Source organism: Bacillus sp. 11C, assembly GCF_055486375.1.
The window spans coordinates 476159-492345 of the sequence record NZ_JBUPVZ010000001.1 but is presented as its reverse complement, the minus strand read 5'-3'; the positions used below and the strand labels follow the sequence as shown (position 1 = coordinate 492345).

Genomic DNA, 16187 nt, shown 5'->3' with positions numbered 1-16187 from the left:
ATAACCCGCATAGGACATTATCTTATATGTTGAGGTGGAATCACAGATGGATAAAACGATTTCGGTTATTGGAATGCCAATGGATTTAGGACAAGCACGACGCGGAGTGGACATGGGCCCGAGCGCCATCCGGTACGCCCATCTGATCGAGAGGCTGTCAGACATGGGTTATACGGTTGAAGATCTCGGTGACATTCCGATCAACCGCGAAAAGATCAACAATGACGAAGAACTGAAGAACCTGAATTCCGTTTTGGCGGGAAATGAAAAACTCGCTCAAAAGGTCAACAAAGTCATTGAAGAGAAAAAATTCCCGCTTGTCCTGGGCGGAGACCACAGTATTGCGATCGGCACGCTGGCAGGTACAGCGAAGCATTACGATCATCTCGGCGTCATCTGGTATGACGCGCACGGCGACCTGAATACGCTTGAAACATCACCATCGGGAAATATTCACGGCATGCCGCTTGCCGTCAGCCTCGGAATCGGCCATGAGTCACTGGTGAATCTTGAAGGCTATGCGCCTAAAATCAAACCGGAAAACGTCGTCATCATTGGCGCCCGGTCACTTGATGAAGGGGAGCGCAAGTATATCAGGGAAAGCGGCATGAAGGTGTACACGATGCACGAAATCGACCGTCTTGGCATGACAAAAGTTATGGAAGAAACCCTAGATTATTTATCATCATGTGACGGCGTCCATCTCAGCCTTGATCTGGACGGACTTGATCCAAACGACGCACCGGGTGTCGGAACCCCTGTCATCGGCGGCATCAGCTACCGGGAGAGCCATTTGGCGATGGAAATGCTGTATGACGCAGGCATCATCACCTCAGCTGAATTCGTTGAGGTCAATCCGATTCTTGACCATGAAAACAAGACTGGACGAACAGCAGTAGAGCTCGCAGAATCTCTGCTAGGGAAGAAGTTGCTGTAATAAGAAAACCCCCGCATTCGCGGGGGTTTCAGCGTGTCGACAAACCCTTGCATTCGTTGTCAGGCCTGCGCGTTGGTGCTCACGAATTCCAAACATTCGCTGCGCTCCAATGCTCGTCCTTCCTAGACTTCAAGGGTTTTCAATCACGCTGAAAATATGAAAGAATCCTAAAACTACAAACCGTTTTAGGATTCTTTCGTTAAATTGAACCCCCGCATTCGCGGGGGTATTTCATTTACCCAATCATTTTCTCAGCGACTTTCATCTCCTGTGAATGGGTTTGATGATCCGCAATAAACCATCCTGATAAAATCACCGCTGCGACGCCTATGCCAATCAGACATTTTTTCATTTATATAACCTCCGTTCTTTTGATGAATTCTTCAATTTGTAATGCCTCATAAAAAAAGTGGGCAGCTTCTTTGTAAAGCTCATATTCCCTATACCGTTCGCCAGCCAAAATGGAAAGTTCTCTTACACTGTCATACTCTTTCTCGGACAACAAATCATCCATATGTTGTTTGCATAAGTGAAACGTTTCCGCATGACCTCCTTCTGCGTAAATGGCATATAAAATATCTATTTTTGCCTCACATATTCTATTCGGCTCAGCCGTCAGTTTTTCCTTCACTTCTTGGTAATAAGATAAGGCCTGTTCTTTCTTTTGACTCTTAAACAGCTCTCGAATCAGCAAATAGACAGAATGATAGTAATAGGCGGAGCGTGCATATTCTTTGTGTTGTAAGGCCTCTTCTAATTTGGAGACCGCTTCTTCTGATTTGCCGCTTTGCGCATGAAGAAGTCCGAAGTTATGCAGAAGCTGGGCTTCGAAAAAATGATCTTCTAATTCTCTCGTCATCCGAATCGCCTCGTCCAAATACGTTTCAGCTTCTTCAAACTGGCTCATCTCGGTGAAATTGCCTGACATGGTGATCAGCGCTGAGGCCAGTTTCTTTTTATAATCAGTCTCTTCCCTGAACGTTTTGACTGCTTGCCGTGTATGATTGAGAGACACAATATTTTGTCCCAGTTTATAATAGAGCTTTCCAACCTTCAAATGAAATTCGGCTTTTTCAATCGGGTCGGGAATGTTGCCAAGATACTGCTCCGCCTCTTTATACAACCCAATGGCGATGTCGTAATTATTTTTATAGGCTTCATACATGCCTTCAAACAGAAAAAAGTAATATTTCAGCATGTCTGACGCAGCATTCATATGAGAAGGCTCCTCATGCTGAAAACCCTGTCCTCTCGCCTCGTGAAGCAAGACCTTGTGGCGCAGTTCCAATAAGGAGAAGTAGGCAAGCACCTCCTGATCCTCTTCCATGTCATCTAATAAAGGCTTCACTTCTTCAAAAGTACGGGAGGACTCTTCAACTTCATGTTTCTTGATCGCAAGATACCAGTCATTGAGCATGTTAGCGATTTCTGCGGGTGCAATCTTATTCATTTGAAGCTCCTTTCTCTAGTGACTTATCAACCTCAGTTGTTTATTCTGATAGTAACACCACTTTCTATTTTATGTAAAACCCTATAGTCAATAAATGAAGGAGCGATGATATGACAATGATGCTGAGGCCCATGCAGACAGAAGAATTTCGGTCTTATCTTACGTACACAGCGAAGCATTACGCGGAAGAGAAAGTAAAGGCGGGGACATGGCTGCCTGAAGAAGCACAGCTATTGTCTAAGCAGACCTTTTCTAATTTGCTTCCGAAAGGCCTGGAAACTCCCCATCATCACTTATGGAGTCTCACGCTAAATGAAAAGGAAATCGTTGGCTGGCTCTGGATACACGCTGAACCCGAGCATCCTCAGCAGGAAGCGTTTATTTACGATTTCGGGTTATATGAACCATACAGAGGCAAGGGCTATGCAAAGCAAGCATTGGCGGCATTAGACCAGCAAGCACGCAGTATGGGAATCCGGAAGCTGTCCCTCCACGTCTTTGCCCACAATCAGGCGGCGCGGAAGTTATATGAGCGAACCGGATTTCAAGAAACGGACGTGGTGATGAGTAAGAAGCTTTAAACGTAAAGGGCCTGATAAAGGCCTTTTTTTGCGGACAGCCTCCTGTAAATGATTTCTAAAAATTCTGTAAATGACCTAGTTACTTTCCTTATTTTCCTAATATAATGTGGGTGAAGGAAGTCACCTTTCCTACATTCAAAAGAAAAGAGGAGATGTAATGAAGTTCAAGACAAGGATGTCGACGTTTATGGTAGCGCTTACAATGATGTGTGGCGGACTGTTTGTTTCTCCCGCCAAAGCCGTCAAGACCACAAACTATGCAGAAGAAATCGCCGCACTGCAGCCAGGCATGACACCGGAAGAAATCATGAAGTCCGCCAGTCAGATTGCCAAACAGCAGCACGTCAAGCAAGACGTCATTCTGAAACAGTTCTATGAAGAAATCACTGCGGATAAAGCAGAAGGCGACAGGATCGCCAAGGAAAGCGGCATGTCCATCATGGGCGGCTCGTCCGGTACGAAAAAACTCCCGACAAGCGCGAAAGGGAATATCTATTACACCAACTCCTACACAGCCTTCTACAACCACGGCCACGTCGGCATGTACTCCGCCGCTGACAAAATTGTTGAATCTGTCCCGAGCGACGGGGTCAGGCAGATCGCTTACAATGCCAGAGACGTGGAAGACAACTCCATCGTGCAAACAGTCAGCGTAACCTCATCTCAAAAAACATCCGCTGCAGACTGGGCGGTCTCAAGAGTCGGCGACGCATATTCATTTAACTTCGTTAATAACAGAAATACCGGCCATGATGGCGCCAAAAACTGTTCAAAGCTCCTATGGTCCGCCTTTTTGCTGAAAGCAGGCATTGATATAGATGGCAACGGAGGCTTAGGCGTATATCCGCGCGACATTACAAGCTCTTCCTATACGTCAACCATCATGACCATTTACTAAGGGGAAAGATATGAAGAAGTGGATGATTACCATTGCCATGCTGATTCTCGCAGGGATCGCACTATTTGTCTTCGTTTCTCCTCTCAAAAGCCATAAAGCCGTGAGTCAGCAGGATCTCAGCGACACCGATTTTCTGGACGACAAGGACATCCTGCTGTATCTCTCAACGTCTGCGGATCAAGATGCATTCGGCGGCGGGAAAAGCTACGCTCTGTTCATCAGCCAAGACGGGTCGCTGTCTTCTTTTAAGATGAAGGGCCTTGAGCTGGGCTCAGCCAAGGTTCACGGCGACAGTGTGATGCTGGAGGACAAAAACACGATTTTCACAATCAAAAACGGCCTGCGCTCCCATAAAAGAGCCTATCAACACACCGGTGACAGCGCGGGCTTTTTACAACAGACGGACGGTTTTTACACCCTCTACAACTCCGGCTACGATAAAAAGGGAGACGGGTACCGCTCAGAGCTGTACCGCCAGGTGGACGGAGAGTGGAAAAAAGATGTCATCCCCTATTACATCCGCGCCTCCGGTTTTCATGACGGCGCCATTTATGCACTTGTCCCGACAGCTGACGAAAAAGGTTATCAGCTCCTCCAGATTCAAGCCGATCAACAGAAGCTCACCTATCACACGATAACGGAATGGCAGTATCGGGAAGGAGCCTCAATCGAATCCCAGCTTGCTGTGGACGATCAAGCTGTTTATGTCATGATTCGCGGCCAAAAGGCGAGCAATCTATATCAAATGGTCAAAATCAACAAGAAAAGCGGCAAAGTGGAACTGCACGACATCGCCGAATACAAAAACGACGAACAAACGATATACAGCTCCATGCCCTTCAGTTTCAAAAAAAGCTTTTTCACTTATAACGGGTACCTGTATTTCATTGACGGCTTCGGTAAAGTATACAAAATCGATGCCAGGACAGGAAAAACAAGCATCGCCTTCACCCTTTCACCCGAAAAAGTGAAAGCCGATTTCAAAGAAATCACCCGAAAAGGCAGCAGTCTTTATTTCTTCACATACACCTACAATCAGCCTGCATACATTGAACAGTACAGTCTGAAAACGAGAAAGAAAGTGAAGGAAAAAGAGATCGGGAAGGTAAAAGATGTCGTGACGCCGAAGAGTCATTTGAAGCTGTATGATTTTGAGGTGATGAAGGATTTTTAAGGTGAAGGGGGTTCCGATTTGGGAGCCGTTATACTGCTCGTCGTTTTTGTTTTTCCGATGATGTCAGGCGTAATCGGTGCAGCGGGTTATCTCCTATGGAAGAAAGTTTGGATTGGTCCGCTCATCGTCCTTATCGGGAGTTTGATCTTGTTGTTTACGTTAGCCTCTGGTAACAGTTCTTTCATGTTTTGGGTTGTGCTCTATACTGCAATTGCGTTAGCAACCAGTATTGTCACATTATTTCTCAGGAAATGATTCTTCAACTGATCACTGTTTATGAAGAGACTGGGTGAAGTCTCTTTTTTTGTTGAATCCAATATTGCAGTGATTTTAGGTATGGTATAGAAAAGAATGAAAAGGAGGGATCAAATGGGCACCAAACGTGTCATTCTGCAAGCAACGATTATTGGCCTGACTTCAGCGGTTACTGTGTTCCTGCTGAACGGAGGAAAAGCGGACTGGTTGGACATCGTCGGAACCATTGTCGGGTGCTGGCTTGGCATTTTTATTGTCGTTAAGATGCAGAAAAAACAGTCGTGAAAAAGGGAAAGAGTCATGCCGAACCGAAGTCATGTTCAAGGACGCATAGTCCAAAACCATGAATGGGAGGAATGGCGTTGACTGGAAACAAAGCGGTTGTATACAAAGGCGAAGGAACTGTAGCGGTGGAGGATATCGGTTATCCGGATTTAATCTTGAAGGAGGGGCCCGGCGTTCCGAAGGCAAATGTGAATCGGAAATGTGAGCACGGGGTGATTCTGAAGGTGCTTACCACAAACATCTGCGGAAGCGACCAGCACATGGTGCGAGGCCGCACGACGGCGCCGGAAGGCTTGGTGCTCGGGCATGAAATCACCGGAGAGGTCATTGAAACGGGGCGGGATGTCGAATTTATCAAGAAGGGTGATATCGTATCCGTTCCTTTTAATATTGCCTGCGGGCGTTGTGTGATGTGCAGAACGCAAAAAACGCATGTGTGCCTGAATGTCAATCCGGATCGGCCGGGATCGGCTTACGGCTATGTCGATATGGGAGGCTGGGTCGGCGGTCAGTCGGAATACGTCATGGTGCCGTACGCCGATTTTCAGCTTTTGGTATTCCCGGATAAGGAACAGGCGTTAGAAAAGATTCTCGATTTGACGATGCTGTCTGACATTTTCCCGACCGGCTTCCACGGGGCATACACAGCGGGCGTACAAACAGGTTCAACCGTTTATATTGCGGGCGCGGGGCCTGTCGGCTTGGCAGCTGCGCACTCCGCTCAGCTCCTTGGCGCCTCTACCGTGATCGTTGGCGATCTGAACGAAGATAGACTGGCACAGGCGAGAAGCTTCGGCTGTGAAACGGTCAACGTGCAAAAACACGACCGTCTCGGCGAGCAAATTGAACAAATACTAGGTGAACCAACTGTTGATGCAGCAGTGGACTGTGTCGGCTTTGAAGCGTCCGGACACGGCAGCCAGGGAGAAGCGCCAGCTGCCGTGCTGAACTCGATCATGGACGTCACCCAGGTCGGAGGAAGCCTCGGCATTCCGGGCTTATACGTGACCGAAGATCCCGGTGCAAAGGATGCGGACGCCAAAACAGGCTCACTAAAAATCCGCTTCGGACTCGGCTGGGCCAAAGCCCATACCTTCGTCACCGGACAAACGCCTGCCATGACATACAACCGCAATTTGATGAAAGCGATCCTGAGCGGCAGAGCGCAAATCGCAAAAGCTGTCAACGCCACAGTCATTTCTCTGAACGACGCGCCAAACGGTTACAGCGACTTCGACAAAGGCGCAGCCAAAAAATTCGTCATCGACCCGCATGGAATGCTGAAGTAAGAAGAAAAAGCCGGACGTTCTCGGAACGCCGGTTTTATTATTGCTGGTAATCGGTTTCTTCAAAGCGTTCTCCTGATTCGTCTTGTAGAATTAAATCCCCTTTGATTTTGTCCAGTCCTATCAAAATACAAGGGTTTTTCTCATTTGCCTTGGGCGCAGGTTTTCGTTTCACAGTTACAATCGTTTCTTTAGGCGAGAATTTGACACCTGACACCTCAAGCTTCTTATCCTTCTCTCTGCTTCCGAGAGACACAACAACCATTTTTTTGCCTTCTAAAATGGTGAAAACTTGATACCCTTTTACGTCATCATGTGTTTGAAGGTAATTTGCGTATAATTCTAGCTCGGAACTGCCTTCACCGATCCGATCCTTTTCTAACACCCAATAAGACGACTGACACCCAGCAAGCAACAGCATGATTACAAAAAGCAAAACCAATCTGAAGCGCACATGCAGACCTCCCCAAACATCGGTTACATCCAAACTAACATACGGGCGAAATAGAGTCATCAACAGCTTGTTTGTCGATTTGTGGATAAAACTCAGCCCGAAGCACTACTAACATGTGAATAAATAGGTTATATTGGGAAGAGAATATTTGCAAAAATGCAAGAAACCATCGGAGGATTTGAACATGAAACAAACGTATTATTCCTGTGAAGAACACGTCGAAACTGTGCTGGATATGTACATAGACGACCACGAGCTGCCGCCCGAAATCAGAAAAATCGAACATACTAACAGTTTATCCACAGCCTGTGAATTATGTGGAGACCCCGCAGTATATATAGTGGGGAACGAATGATCTTACACAAAATACAGAAAAGATATCCACAATTGTGGACAACATATATGAATAACTTGTTTTTAAAGTGGGGATGACCTGTGAATATCAATATTGTGACAATCGGAAAACTAAAAGAAAAATACCTCAAGCAAGGCATTGAAGAATACACCAAACGACTTTCGGCCTACGCAAAAATCGACATCATCGAACTCCCGGATGAAAAAGCGCCGGAAAACCTAAGCGACCAGGATATGAAAATCATAAAAGACAAAGAAGGCGACCGCATCCTATCCAAAATCAGCCCCGACGCCCACGTCATCGCCCTCGCCATCGAAGGAAAAATGAAAACATCCGAAGAATTAGCCGATACAATTGATAAGCTGGCTACTTATGGAAAAAGCAAAGTCACCTTCGTCATCGGCGGATCACTCGGATTAAGCGACGCAGTGATGAAGCGAGCGGATGACAAGCTGTCATTCTCAAAAATGACGTTTCCTCATCAGTTGATGCGTCTCATCTTAGTGGAGCAGATTTATCGGGCTTTTCGGATTAATCGTGGGGAGCCGTATCATAAGTGAATGAGGTTTTTTAGCAAAAAAGTTAAAAAGAATATTTCTAAATTAGGAATTATATTTCCATAATTTTAGCTGAGAAATTAGGTTGACATTCGTTCCTAATAAGTAAAATGTAATCACCCATAAAAGTATCAAATGATTAGGAGCCTTTGATTACATAAATCTTTTCAGAATAGGATTAGTCTTTAAATAAGTGATTTTTTTATGAAGTGTAATGTTTAATTTGTATAAAAGGTTGAGAAGGTTTCATAACACAAGAAAGGAGCGTATTTATGATTAAACCAGATTGGAATATTTTTAAAGCGAAATTTAGTGAGAACCCACAGAATAACTTTGAATGGTTATGTTACCTTTTATTTTGCGAAGAGTTCGGAAAAGAATTTGGTATTTTTAGGTATAAGAATCAATCTGGGATTGAGACAAATCCAGTTGATGTAGATGAAGAAGTTATAGGATGGCAAGCCAAATTTTATGAAACAACTTTGTCGGATCATAAAGGCGAACTAATTAAAACCTTAATTAAAAGCAAAAGAGATTATTCAGATTTAACAAAAATTATTTTTTATACAAATCAAGAATGGGGGCAAAGTCATAATCCTGAAAATCCTGAACAAAACGATCCCCAAGCAAAAGTTGATATTGAAAGTAAGGCTAAGGAGATTGATATCCAAATTGAATGGAGGACTGCAAGTTTCTTTGAGTCACCCTTTGTTACCATAAAAAATGGTTTAATCATTCAACATTTCTTTAGTTTTGAAAAGAGTATTGTTCAACTCTTATCGGAAAAACAAACCCATGCCGAGTCTATCTTAAAGGATATACAAACATCCATAAACTTCCATGGGAGAAAGATAGAAATAAATAGAAACGCCCTTCTTGAAAGGATAATAAGTGAAATCGAAAAAGAACAAGTATTGATGTTAACTGGTGCAGGTGGAATTGGAAAAACAGCGGTTATTAAAAGGCTATATGAAGATCAAAATACAAATACCCCTTTTTATATTTTTAAGGCAAGTGAGTTCGAAATAAATGATGTAAATAATTTGTTTGGCGGATATAGTTTGCAGGGTTTTATTGAAGCTCACAAAGAGGAAGAGAAAAAGTTAGTCGTAATTGACTCGGCGGAAAAGTTGTTAGATTTAGAAAACACAGACCCATTCAAAGAATTTGTCTCTGTTTTAATAAAAAATGAATGGAAATTTATATTTACAGCGAGAAGTAATTACTTGTCTGATTTGGACATGCAATTTATTGACCAATATCAAGTTAAACCCATCAAATTTTATATTGAAACTCTGAGCGAGGAAGAACTGATAGGCTGCTCTCAAGTTAATAATTTTAACTTACCAACCGATACGAGGCTGTTGGAGTTACTCAGAAACCCATTTTATTTAAACGAATATTTAAAGTTTTATAATAATGACGAAGTTATTAATTATCAAAACTTTAAAGAGAAACTATGGAATAAGTTAATAAAAAAATCAAAGCCAACCAGAGAGCAATGTTTTATGAAGATTGCATTTCAAAGAGCAAGTGAAGGTCAATTTTTTGTTTCTCCTAATTGTAATGAATCGACAATTAATTCCTTAGTGCACGATGGTATCTTGGGATATGAAACAGCAGGATACTTTATTACCCATGATATTTACGAAGAGTGGGCTTTGGAAAAAATTATTGAATCTGAATTTATTAGGCAAGAAAATCACCATGAATTCTTGAAGAAAATTGGGGAATCTCTGCCTATTCGGCGAAGTTTCAGAAAATGGGTGTCTGATAAGCTCTTAACCGAGGATGATTCCATTGAGAATTTTATAGAAGAAGTCATTGAGGATGAAAACATTCCCTATTTCTGGAAGGATGAAGTTTTGGTATCAGTATTACTGTCGTCTTACTCGGATCACTTTATTAATTTATTTGAGGAAAAGTTACTTGAGAATAACCAAAAACTATTAAATAGAGCAACATTTTTATTAAGAATAGCATGTAAAGAAGTAGATGAAGATTATTTAAAAGGAGTAGGGTTAGATAAATACTCTATCTCTTATATGCAGTATATATTCACCAAACCAAAAGGAAAAGGATGGGAAAGTATAATTAAACTAATTTACAAAAATAAAGACAAAATTGAGGTAGAAAAACTTAACTTTATATTGCCGATAATAAATGAATGGAATAATAAATTTAAAAGCGGCGAAACGACAAAGTTATCAGCTTTAATTGCCTTAGAATATTACCAAGTAATCGTTAAGGAAGACATTTACCTTTCAAGAGGAGAAGGTATTGAGGAGAAACTTATTCAAACAATTTTATATGGAGCTGCCGAAATAAAGGAGGAACTTACTACCATTTTTGATAAAGTAATTAAAAATGAGTGGAGGAATTATAGAGATCCTTATTATAACTTAGTAAATGCTATTTTATCGAAAGTGGGCGAAAATCAGGAGATTCTTAAGTCACTGCCTAATTATGTATTAAGTCTAGCAGATTTATACTGGTTCAATCCACAGGAAAAACATCATCCGTTTCATTATAGTGTTGGCGTCGAAGGTGATTTCTGTATTGATGAGAATCAGAGGGATTATTACCCTCCAAGTGCATTTCAAACACCTATTTATTGGTTGCTTAAATATTCACTTAAAGAAACCGTTGATTTCTTGCTAAGGTTTATAAATAAAACAGTTGAATGCTATGTAAAATCAGATTTAGATAAATCTGAAGTTAAAGAAGTAGAAGTTGTTACCGACTCCCATGTAGTAAAACAATATATAAGTAACAGACTTTGGAACACATATAGGGGAACTCAAGTTTCACCTAATGTTTTTCAATCCATTCATATGGCGTTAGAAAAGTTCCTTCTTGAAACAGCAAAAAATACTGACTCTAAAATACTTGAAAGTAACCTTTTATACTTAATCAAAAACTCAAATTCTTCTTCATTGACAGCAATAGTGGTAAGTGTAGTTTTAGCCTACCCCGAAAAAACTTTTAATGTTGCTAAGGTTTTATTTCAAACAAAAGAATTCTTTTTTTATGACAGCAGGAGAATGATACTTGAACACTATGCAAAAAGTCAGTACTTGATTGGAGCTGGATTGATACCTAAAAATAAAATTTATAAAGATGAAAGAATTAAATCGTGTAATGACAGCCATAGAAAAAAAACACTTGAGAATCTAGCTCTAAGGTATCAATTATTTAAGGGTGAAGCTGTAACTGATGAGGAAGCAGAAAAAAGGCAAAAGGCTATATGGGCTATTTTTGATCAGTATTATAGGGAAAGTACAGACGATTCTGGGGAAGACTTTAAAACATGGAGACTTTTTCTTGCTCGAATGGACAGGAGAAAAATGAATCCTACTTTTGAAGAAGTCGATGAAGGATTGCAGATAAATCTTAATCCAGAAGTCGATCCTGGCTTAAAGGAGTATAGTGAAGTAGCTCTCCAAGAGAGTTCTGAAGCAATGAAATACCTTTCATTAAAACTGTGGGCTGATTATAAAGTCAAAAATGATGAGAAGTACAAAGAGTATACTAAATATGAAGAGAATCCAAAACAGGCGTTGAAGGAAGTTAAGCAAATTCTTGAAAAATTAAAAAAGAGTGATGTTGAATTTCAACTTTCTAATAAGGCGATTCCTGCTCATGTTTGCACTGTTTTAGTACGGGATTATTTTGAGGAACTTTCAAAATCTGAAATGGAATTTTGTAAAGATGTAATTTTAACATTTGCATCTTCATCTTTCAGACCGAATTATATGTATCAGATATGGGATGGTGTTGAAGCGGCGATATCAGTATTGCCCCTTATATTAGAGAAGTTTCCTGAAGAAAAAGAATATATAAAAGGCATTCTGTTATTAACTTTGTTCGATTCCCATTCAATAGGAATGTATAAAAAATTTTCCGATTACTCAGCTGAGACAATCTTAAATAATTTGTGGGACATTAGTTATGATGATGCACAATCTCTACTCCTTGGGTTCCTATACTTAAAGCCAAAATATGATGAAATGCGAGAGAGTATGAGACAAGAACACCCTAAGCAAAATAAATATAAGCTATATGAGAATGAGTTAATCGAGACATTCATAAGAGAGTATGAAAAAGATATAGAAAGGGTCATAACAAATTCAATTACTTTAGATGAAATAAAATATATAAAAAGTATAAACTTATGTATCTTAAGAACAGCTTTTCAATTAATTCCATTAAATAATTATGATGAGTCTCATAAAATAATTACTCAACATATTATAACTGCTTTTGCAGAAAAATTATTATCGAATGATAGAGAAGATATAGTTGATTACGAAGTGAGCCATGATTTCTTAAGGAAATTCTCTAGGATTGTTTTAACATCACATAGGGATGATGTTTTTTTGTTTCTACAACCGTTTATTGAAAGCTTTAATAACAATGAACCTATGGCAGATTTATTTGAAGAATTCATCTTGGCAGAAGATATACTAAGAACTTATGATAACTTTTGGCTAGTATGGGACTTGTTTTATGACAAAGTCGCTGAGTTGTCAAAAGGTGAAAGTTATTATAATCAAAAAATCATTAAAAGTTATCTCTTTGCTTCGATACCATGGAATGAAGATGTATCTGAATGGCATGCGTTTAAAGATAATAATAAAAGATTTTTAAGTAAGGTTGCGAGAAAAATGGGGGAATCTCCATCTGTTTTATATTCAATAGCAAAATTACTAAATGGAGTTGGGCAAAAGTATCTGAATAATGGGATCACTTGGATTTCCAAACTCTTAATTGAAAACAATAATATATGGGCAGCGAAATTAGAAGAGAATACTACTTATCATTTAGAAAACTTGGTAAAAAGTTATATTTATAAGAATCGGGAAAGAATAAAAAGAGAAACGAAACTAAAACAAGAAGTTCTCGTAATATTAAACTTTTTAGTGGAGAAAGGATCAGTAGCTGGATACATGCTAAGAGAGAACGTTCTATAATAACTCTCGGTATTTTAATATTAATTTTAGAAAGAGCTTGGTTTTTACTGTCAGGCTCTCTCCTTTTATTTATAATTCTTTGTATCAATTGGATGCGCACAATGCAATTCAATTTACTAAAGTTAGAGGAGATCAATAGAAATTTAACTGATAGTGATTATTTAGTTCATGTGTTCTTAAAAAAGAAATGCCCTCTGCCCTTTAAATCATTTCCGGCTCCCATGCCCTTCTTTTTCATGTTAATAAGTAAACTTCATGGTAATCTTCTTGGGGGTTTGTTTGATAGCAAATCATTTCATTTTTAATTTTTTGTTCATACAAAATAGCACACTCTATATTTGTATTGGCATTTTATTTACGTATTTATGAATTAAAACGTTGCAGAAAATTGTAATTTACAGTGCTAAATGAGATAATGGAAAACCAAAAAAAGAGCCCAGAGAATAATCTCTGAGCCCCACATCCCTCACTTCATATACCGATACTCCCGCAAACTCTCCAAAATCGCAACCTCCTGCAACAATTCCTCACCCACATTCGTTTCCTTCACTTTCTTTCGCTCAAGCTCTTTGTCCACTAATCGTTTCACCGTTAACACGTCGGTTCCGGTGCTTAGGACTTCTGCCTTGGAGTTGAAGTGTTTATGGGCGACGAGCTGCATGCCGTAGGAGTTGTATAGGAGCGTGTAGCCGGCGATGCCTGTTGTGGATTGGTAGGCTTTGGAGAAGCCGCCGTCGATGACGATCATTTTTCCGTTTGCTTTGATTGGGTCTTCTCCTTCGATTTCTTTTACTGGTGTGTGGCCGTTGATGATATGGCCATGATCTGGATTGAGGCCGAATTCTGCCAGGATGTTTCGGCAGGTTTCCTCGTCTTCACGTAAATAATAATACGGGTTTTTCTTCTCTTTATGCGTTTCCTTCTCTTTAATGAAGTACCGTTCAAATGTTGTCATGGCGCGTTTTCCGAAGAGAGAGGAATACTCGCCTGTCCATAAATACCAGACCATATCTGTCGCCAGATCATCGGTTTCTTCCGGGTGAGCAAAAGATTCTCGTAAAAACCGTTCAAATACATCGAGCAGCTCACGGCCCGCATAGGCTTTATCCTCAATCATCATTGTTTCCATATTGCCATTATCATCCACAGGAATACAGCCGTGAATTAACAGGTTGCCGTTATATTTTAAATAAAGGCTGCCTTTTTTCATCATGAATTTCATATGGCGGCCCAGCTTTTCGGAATGCTGGACAGAGAATAACAGTTTGTCCAGCACTTCTGCTTCTTCCTCTAATAGCTCATCTGGCTGTTCCGGGTTAATCGTTGCAAAGCAGGTGTTTTCCAGCGGATATGTTTTTCCGTGCAGTGTGATTTCATTTTTATCATAATCAATTTTCTCTAGTAACAAGCGTTCTTCCATATTAAAGTTCGGCCGTCTCTTAATAATCGGACTCTCAAGCTTGAATTGGATCATCGCAATCGCTTGATGAATTTTTGTGATTTGCTTAATCTCAGCTTCTGGCCTGTTTTCATCAGCTTTTGGACGGAAAGCTGGATTATCATCGTAATATTTTTCGGCAAGGTTCAGCAGCGGTCTGAGATTGATGCCGTACACGTCTTCAATAATATCCAAGTTGTCATAGCGGGCACAGATACGGATGATATTGGCCAGGCATACTTTGGAACCGGCATAAGCGCCTATCCAAAGGACATCGTGATTGCCCCACTGAATATCGACAGAATGATAGTTGATCAGTTCTTCCATAATCCGATCGGGCTCCGGGCCGCGGTCGTAAATATCGCCGACAACATGAAGATGGTCGACCACCAATCGCTGGGTACTGTAAGCAAGACCGGTGATCAGCTTATCGGCTTGGCCAAGCTCAATGATCTGATCTATGATTTCGGAGTAATATTGCTCCTTGTTGGAAGCTTCTTCTGTTTTGTATAACAGCTCCTCGGCAATATAAGCAAACTGGGCAGGCAGTGCTTTGCGTAATTTGGAGCGGGTATACTTCGAAGAGCAATAAGAAACGAGCTTAATCATTCGGTTGATCGTTTCTTTATACCACTCGTTTAATGCTGCTTTCGCATCAAAGTCGTGTTTGATTAACTTCAGTTTGTCTTCCGGATAATAGACCAATGCTGCTAATTCATCAATTTCTCTATCGTAAATGACACCGCTGAAAATATCGCGGATCTTCTCTTTTACTCGTCCTGAACCATTACGCAGCACGTGCTGGAATGCTTGATATTCCCCGTGCAAATCACTGACAAAATGCTCAGTTCCTTTTGGCAGATTCAGTATCGCTTTCAAATTAATGATTTCCGTTACCACTTTTTCTTCACAATCGTATTTTTGCGCGAGTAAATCTAAGTATTTGCTTTCCAAAATTGTCCATCCCCTTTTTAGAATAAACCCCTATTTATGAGCATGTGCATGATCAGGTGAATTTAAAAGTATGACATTATTTTTCATCATTAGACCTTTATATGATAGTAACGCATAACGCCTTTTAGAGACAATGAAAACGAAGGGAGATGAGAAAGGAAGAGAGAGTGGGAGCAATTGTTGCTTTTGTTTCTGTATTTTTGAAGATCTGTTTACCTATTGTAGTCTATTAGTGTGTTTTGATTCGGAAGTGAACTATGACTTTTAATCTATATGATAAAGGTAGCAGTGAATCAATATCGAAGGCGAGTGAGTGATATATCCTGGAATTAGAAAAAATGTTCTGAATTTTTAGTCCGATATGTTGACTCATATTGGACTATATGGAATAATTGGGTTATATTAGTAGAGAAGGAGGGGATATTATGAAAAAGGATAACACAAACAATGAGCCTGTAAAAAACTTAGAGTTTAAGGGTCTACTAGACGAATCACAGAAGTTAGCAAAAGTGAATGACCTTTGGTACTTTGTGAAATCAAAAGAAAATCGCTGGATTCTTGGAAGTGGTCATTAATTAGGGGATCTAAAG

General features: G+C 40.6%; 15 protein-coding genes. 11 read left to right on the top strand and 4 right to left on the bottom strand.

Annotation, left to right across the window (positions count from 1 at the left end; translation table 11 throughout):
* Positions 1-46 precede the first annotated feature (46 nt).
* The gene (gene rocF, locus ACY3LV_RS02455) at positions 47-937 is read left to right on the top strand and encodes an arginase (protein ID WP_333562193.1); all 891 of its coding nucleotides are present in this window, start codon (positions 47-49) and stop codon (positions 935-937) included.
* Positions 938-1172: 235 nt separating this feature from the next.
* Here rocF and ACY3LV_RS02450 read toward each other — a convergent pair whose 3' ends face one another.
* Both ACY3LV_RS02450 and rapG read right to left on the bottom strand, forming a co-directional pair.
* Complete coding sequence (locus ACY3LV_RS02450) at positions 1173-1289, bottom strand: Phr family secreted Rap phosphatase inhibitor (protein WP_333518892.1); 117 nt, start codon at positions 1287-1289, stop codon at positions 1173-1175.
* Positions 1290-2387, bottom strand: a complete 1098-nt coding sequence (gene rapG, locus ACY3LV_RS02445; protein ID WP_464863341.1) for a response regulator aspartate phosphatase RapG — start codon at positions 2385-2387, stop codon at positions 1290-1292.
* A gap of 110 nt (positions 2388-2497) precedes the next feature.
* Here rapG and ACY3LV_RS02440 point away from each other — a divergent pair, with 110 nt between their 5' ends.
* From ACY3LV_RS02440 to fdhA, 6 genes are all read left to right on the top strand, one after another.
* Positions 2498-2968, top strand: a complete 471-nt coding sequence (locus ACY3LV_RS02440; protein ID WP_333562191.1) for a GNAT family N-acetyltransferase — start codon at positions 2498-2500, stop codon at positions 2966-2968.
* Positions 2969-3125: 157 nt separating this feature from the next.
* On the top strand, positions 3126-3866 hold the full coding sequence (locus ACY3LV_RS02435; protein WP_333562190.1) for a hypothetical protein: 741 nt from the start codon (positions 3126-3128) through the stop codon (positions 3864-3866).
* A 10-nt stretch (positions 3867-3876) separates the two neighbouring features.
* Complete coding sequence (locus tag ACY3LV_RS02430) at positions 3877-5040, top strand: hypothetical protein (RefSeq protein WP_333562189.1); 1164 nt, start codon at positions 3877-3879, stop codon at positions 5038-5040.
* Between the two features lie 18 nt (positions 5041-5058).
* Complete coding sequence (locus ACY3LV_RS02425) at positions 5059-5295, top strand: DUF2651 family protein (RefSeq protein ID WP_333562188.1); 237 nt, start codon at positions 5059-5061, stop codon at positions 5293-5295.
* A 114-nt stretch (positions 5296-5409) separates the two neighbouring features.
* A complete protein-coding gene (locus ACY3LV_RS02420) occupies positions 5410-5580 on the top strand; it encodes a hypothetical protein (protein WP_333562187.1) in 171 nt (56 codons plus the stop codon).
* A 62-nt stretch (positions 5581-5642) separates the two neighbouring features.
* On the top strand, positions 5643-6869 hold the full coding sequence (gene fdhA / locus ACY3LV_RS02415; protein ID WP_333562186.1) for a formaldehyde dehydrogenase, glutathione-independent: 1227 nt from the start codon (positions 5643-5645) through the stop codon (positions 6867-6869).
* Positions 6870-6906: 37 nt separating this feature from the next.
* On the opposite strand, the gene ACY3LV_RS02410 is transcribed toward fdhA, so the two are convergent.
* Positions 6907-7320: a hypothetical protein gene (locus tag ACY3LV_RS02410; RefSeq protein ID WP_464863340.1), complete on the bottom strand. Its 414-nt coding sequence runs from the start codon at positions 7318-7320 to the stop codon at positions 6907-6909.
* Positions 7321-7504: 184 nt separating this feature from the next.
* On the opposite strand from ACY3LV_RS02410, the gene ACY3LV_RS02405 reads away from it, so the two are divergent.
* The 3 genes from ACY3LV_RS02405 (at position 7505) to avs4 (ending at position 13205) form a co-directional block, all read left to right on the top strand.
* Entirely contained in the window at positions 7505-7675 is a 171-nt protein-coding gene (locus ACY3LV_RS02405) for a CxxH/CxxC protein (RefSeq protein ID WP_333562184.1), read from the top strand.
* 80 nt (positions 7676-7755) lie between these two features.
* On the top strand, positions 7756-8235 hold the full coding sequence (gene rlmH, locus ACY3LV_RS02400; RefSeq protein WP_003326142.1) for a 23S rRNA (pseudouridine(1915)-N(3))-methyltransferase RlmH: 480 nt from the start codon (positions 7756-7758) through the stop codon (positions 8233-8235).
* A 269-nt stretch (positions 8236-8504) separates the two neighbouring features.
* Positions 8505-13205 carry an AVAST type 4 anti-phage nuclease Avs4 gene (gene avs4, locus ACY3LV_RS02395; protein ID WP_464863339.1) on the top strand — a complete coding sequence of 1567 codons (4701 nt, stop codon included), beginning with the start codon at positions 8505-8507 and terminating at the stop codon, positions 13203-13205.
* 466 nt (positions 13206-13671) lie between these two features.
* Here avs4 and fbp read toward each other — a convergent pair whose 3' ends face one another.
* Positions 13672-15597: a fructose-1,6-bisphosphatase gene (gene fbp, locus ACY3LV_RS02390; RefSeq protein ID WP_464863338.1), complete on the bottom strand. Its 1926-nt coding sequence runs from the start codon at positions 15595-15597 to the stop codon at positions 13672-13674.
* A 425-nt stretch (positions 15598-16022) separates the two neighbouring features.
* Between fbp and ACY3LV_RS02385 the strand changes: the two genes are divergently transcribed.
* Positions 16023-16172 (top strand): epipeptide YydF family RiPP, encoded by a 150-nt coding sequence (locus tag ACY3LV_RS02385; protein ID WP_464863337.1) that lies wholly within the window; start codon positions 16023-16025, stop codon positions 16170-16172.
* Positions 16173-16187 lie beyond the last annotated feature (15 nt).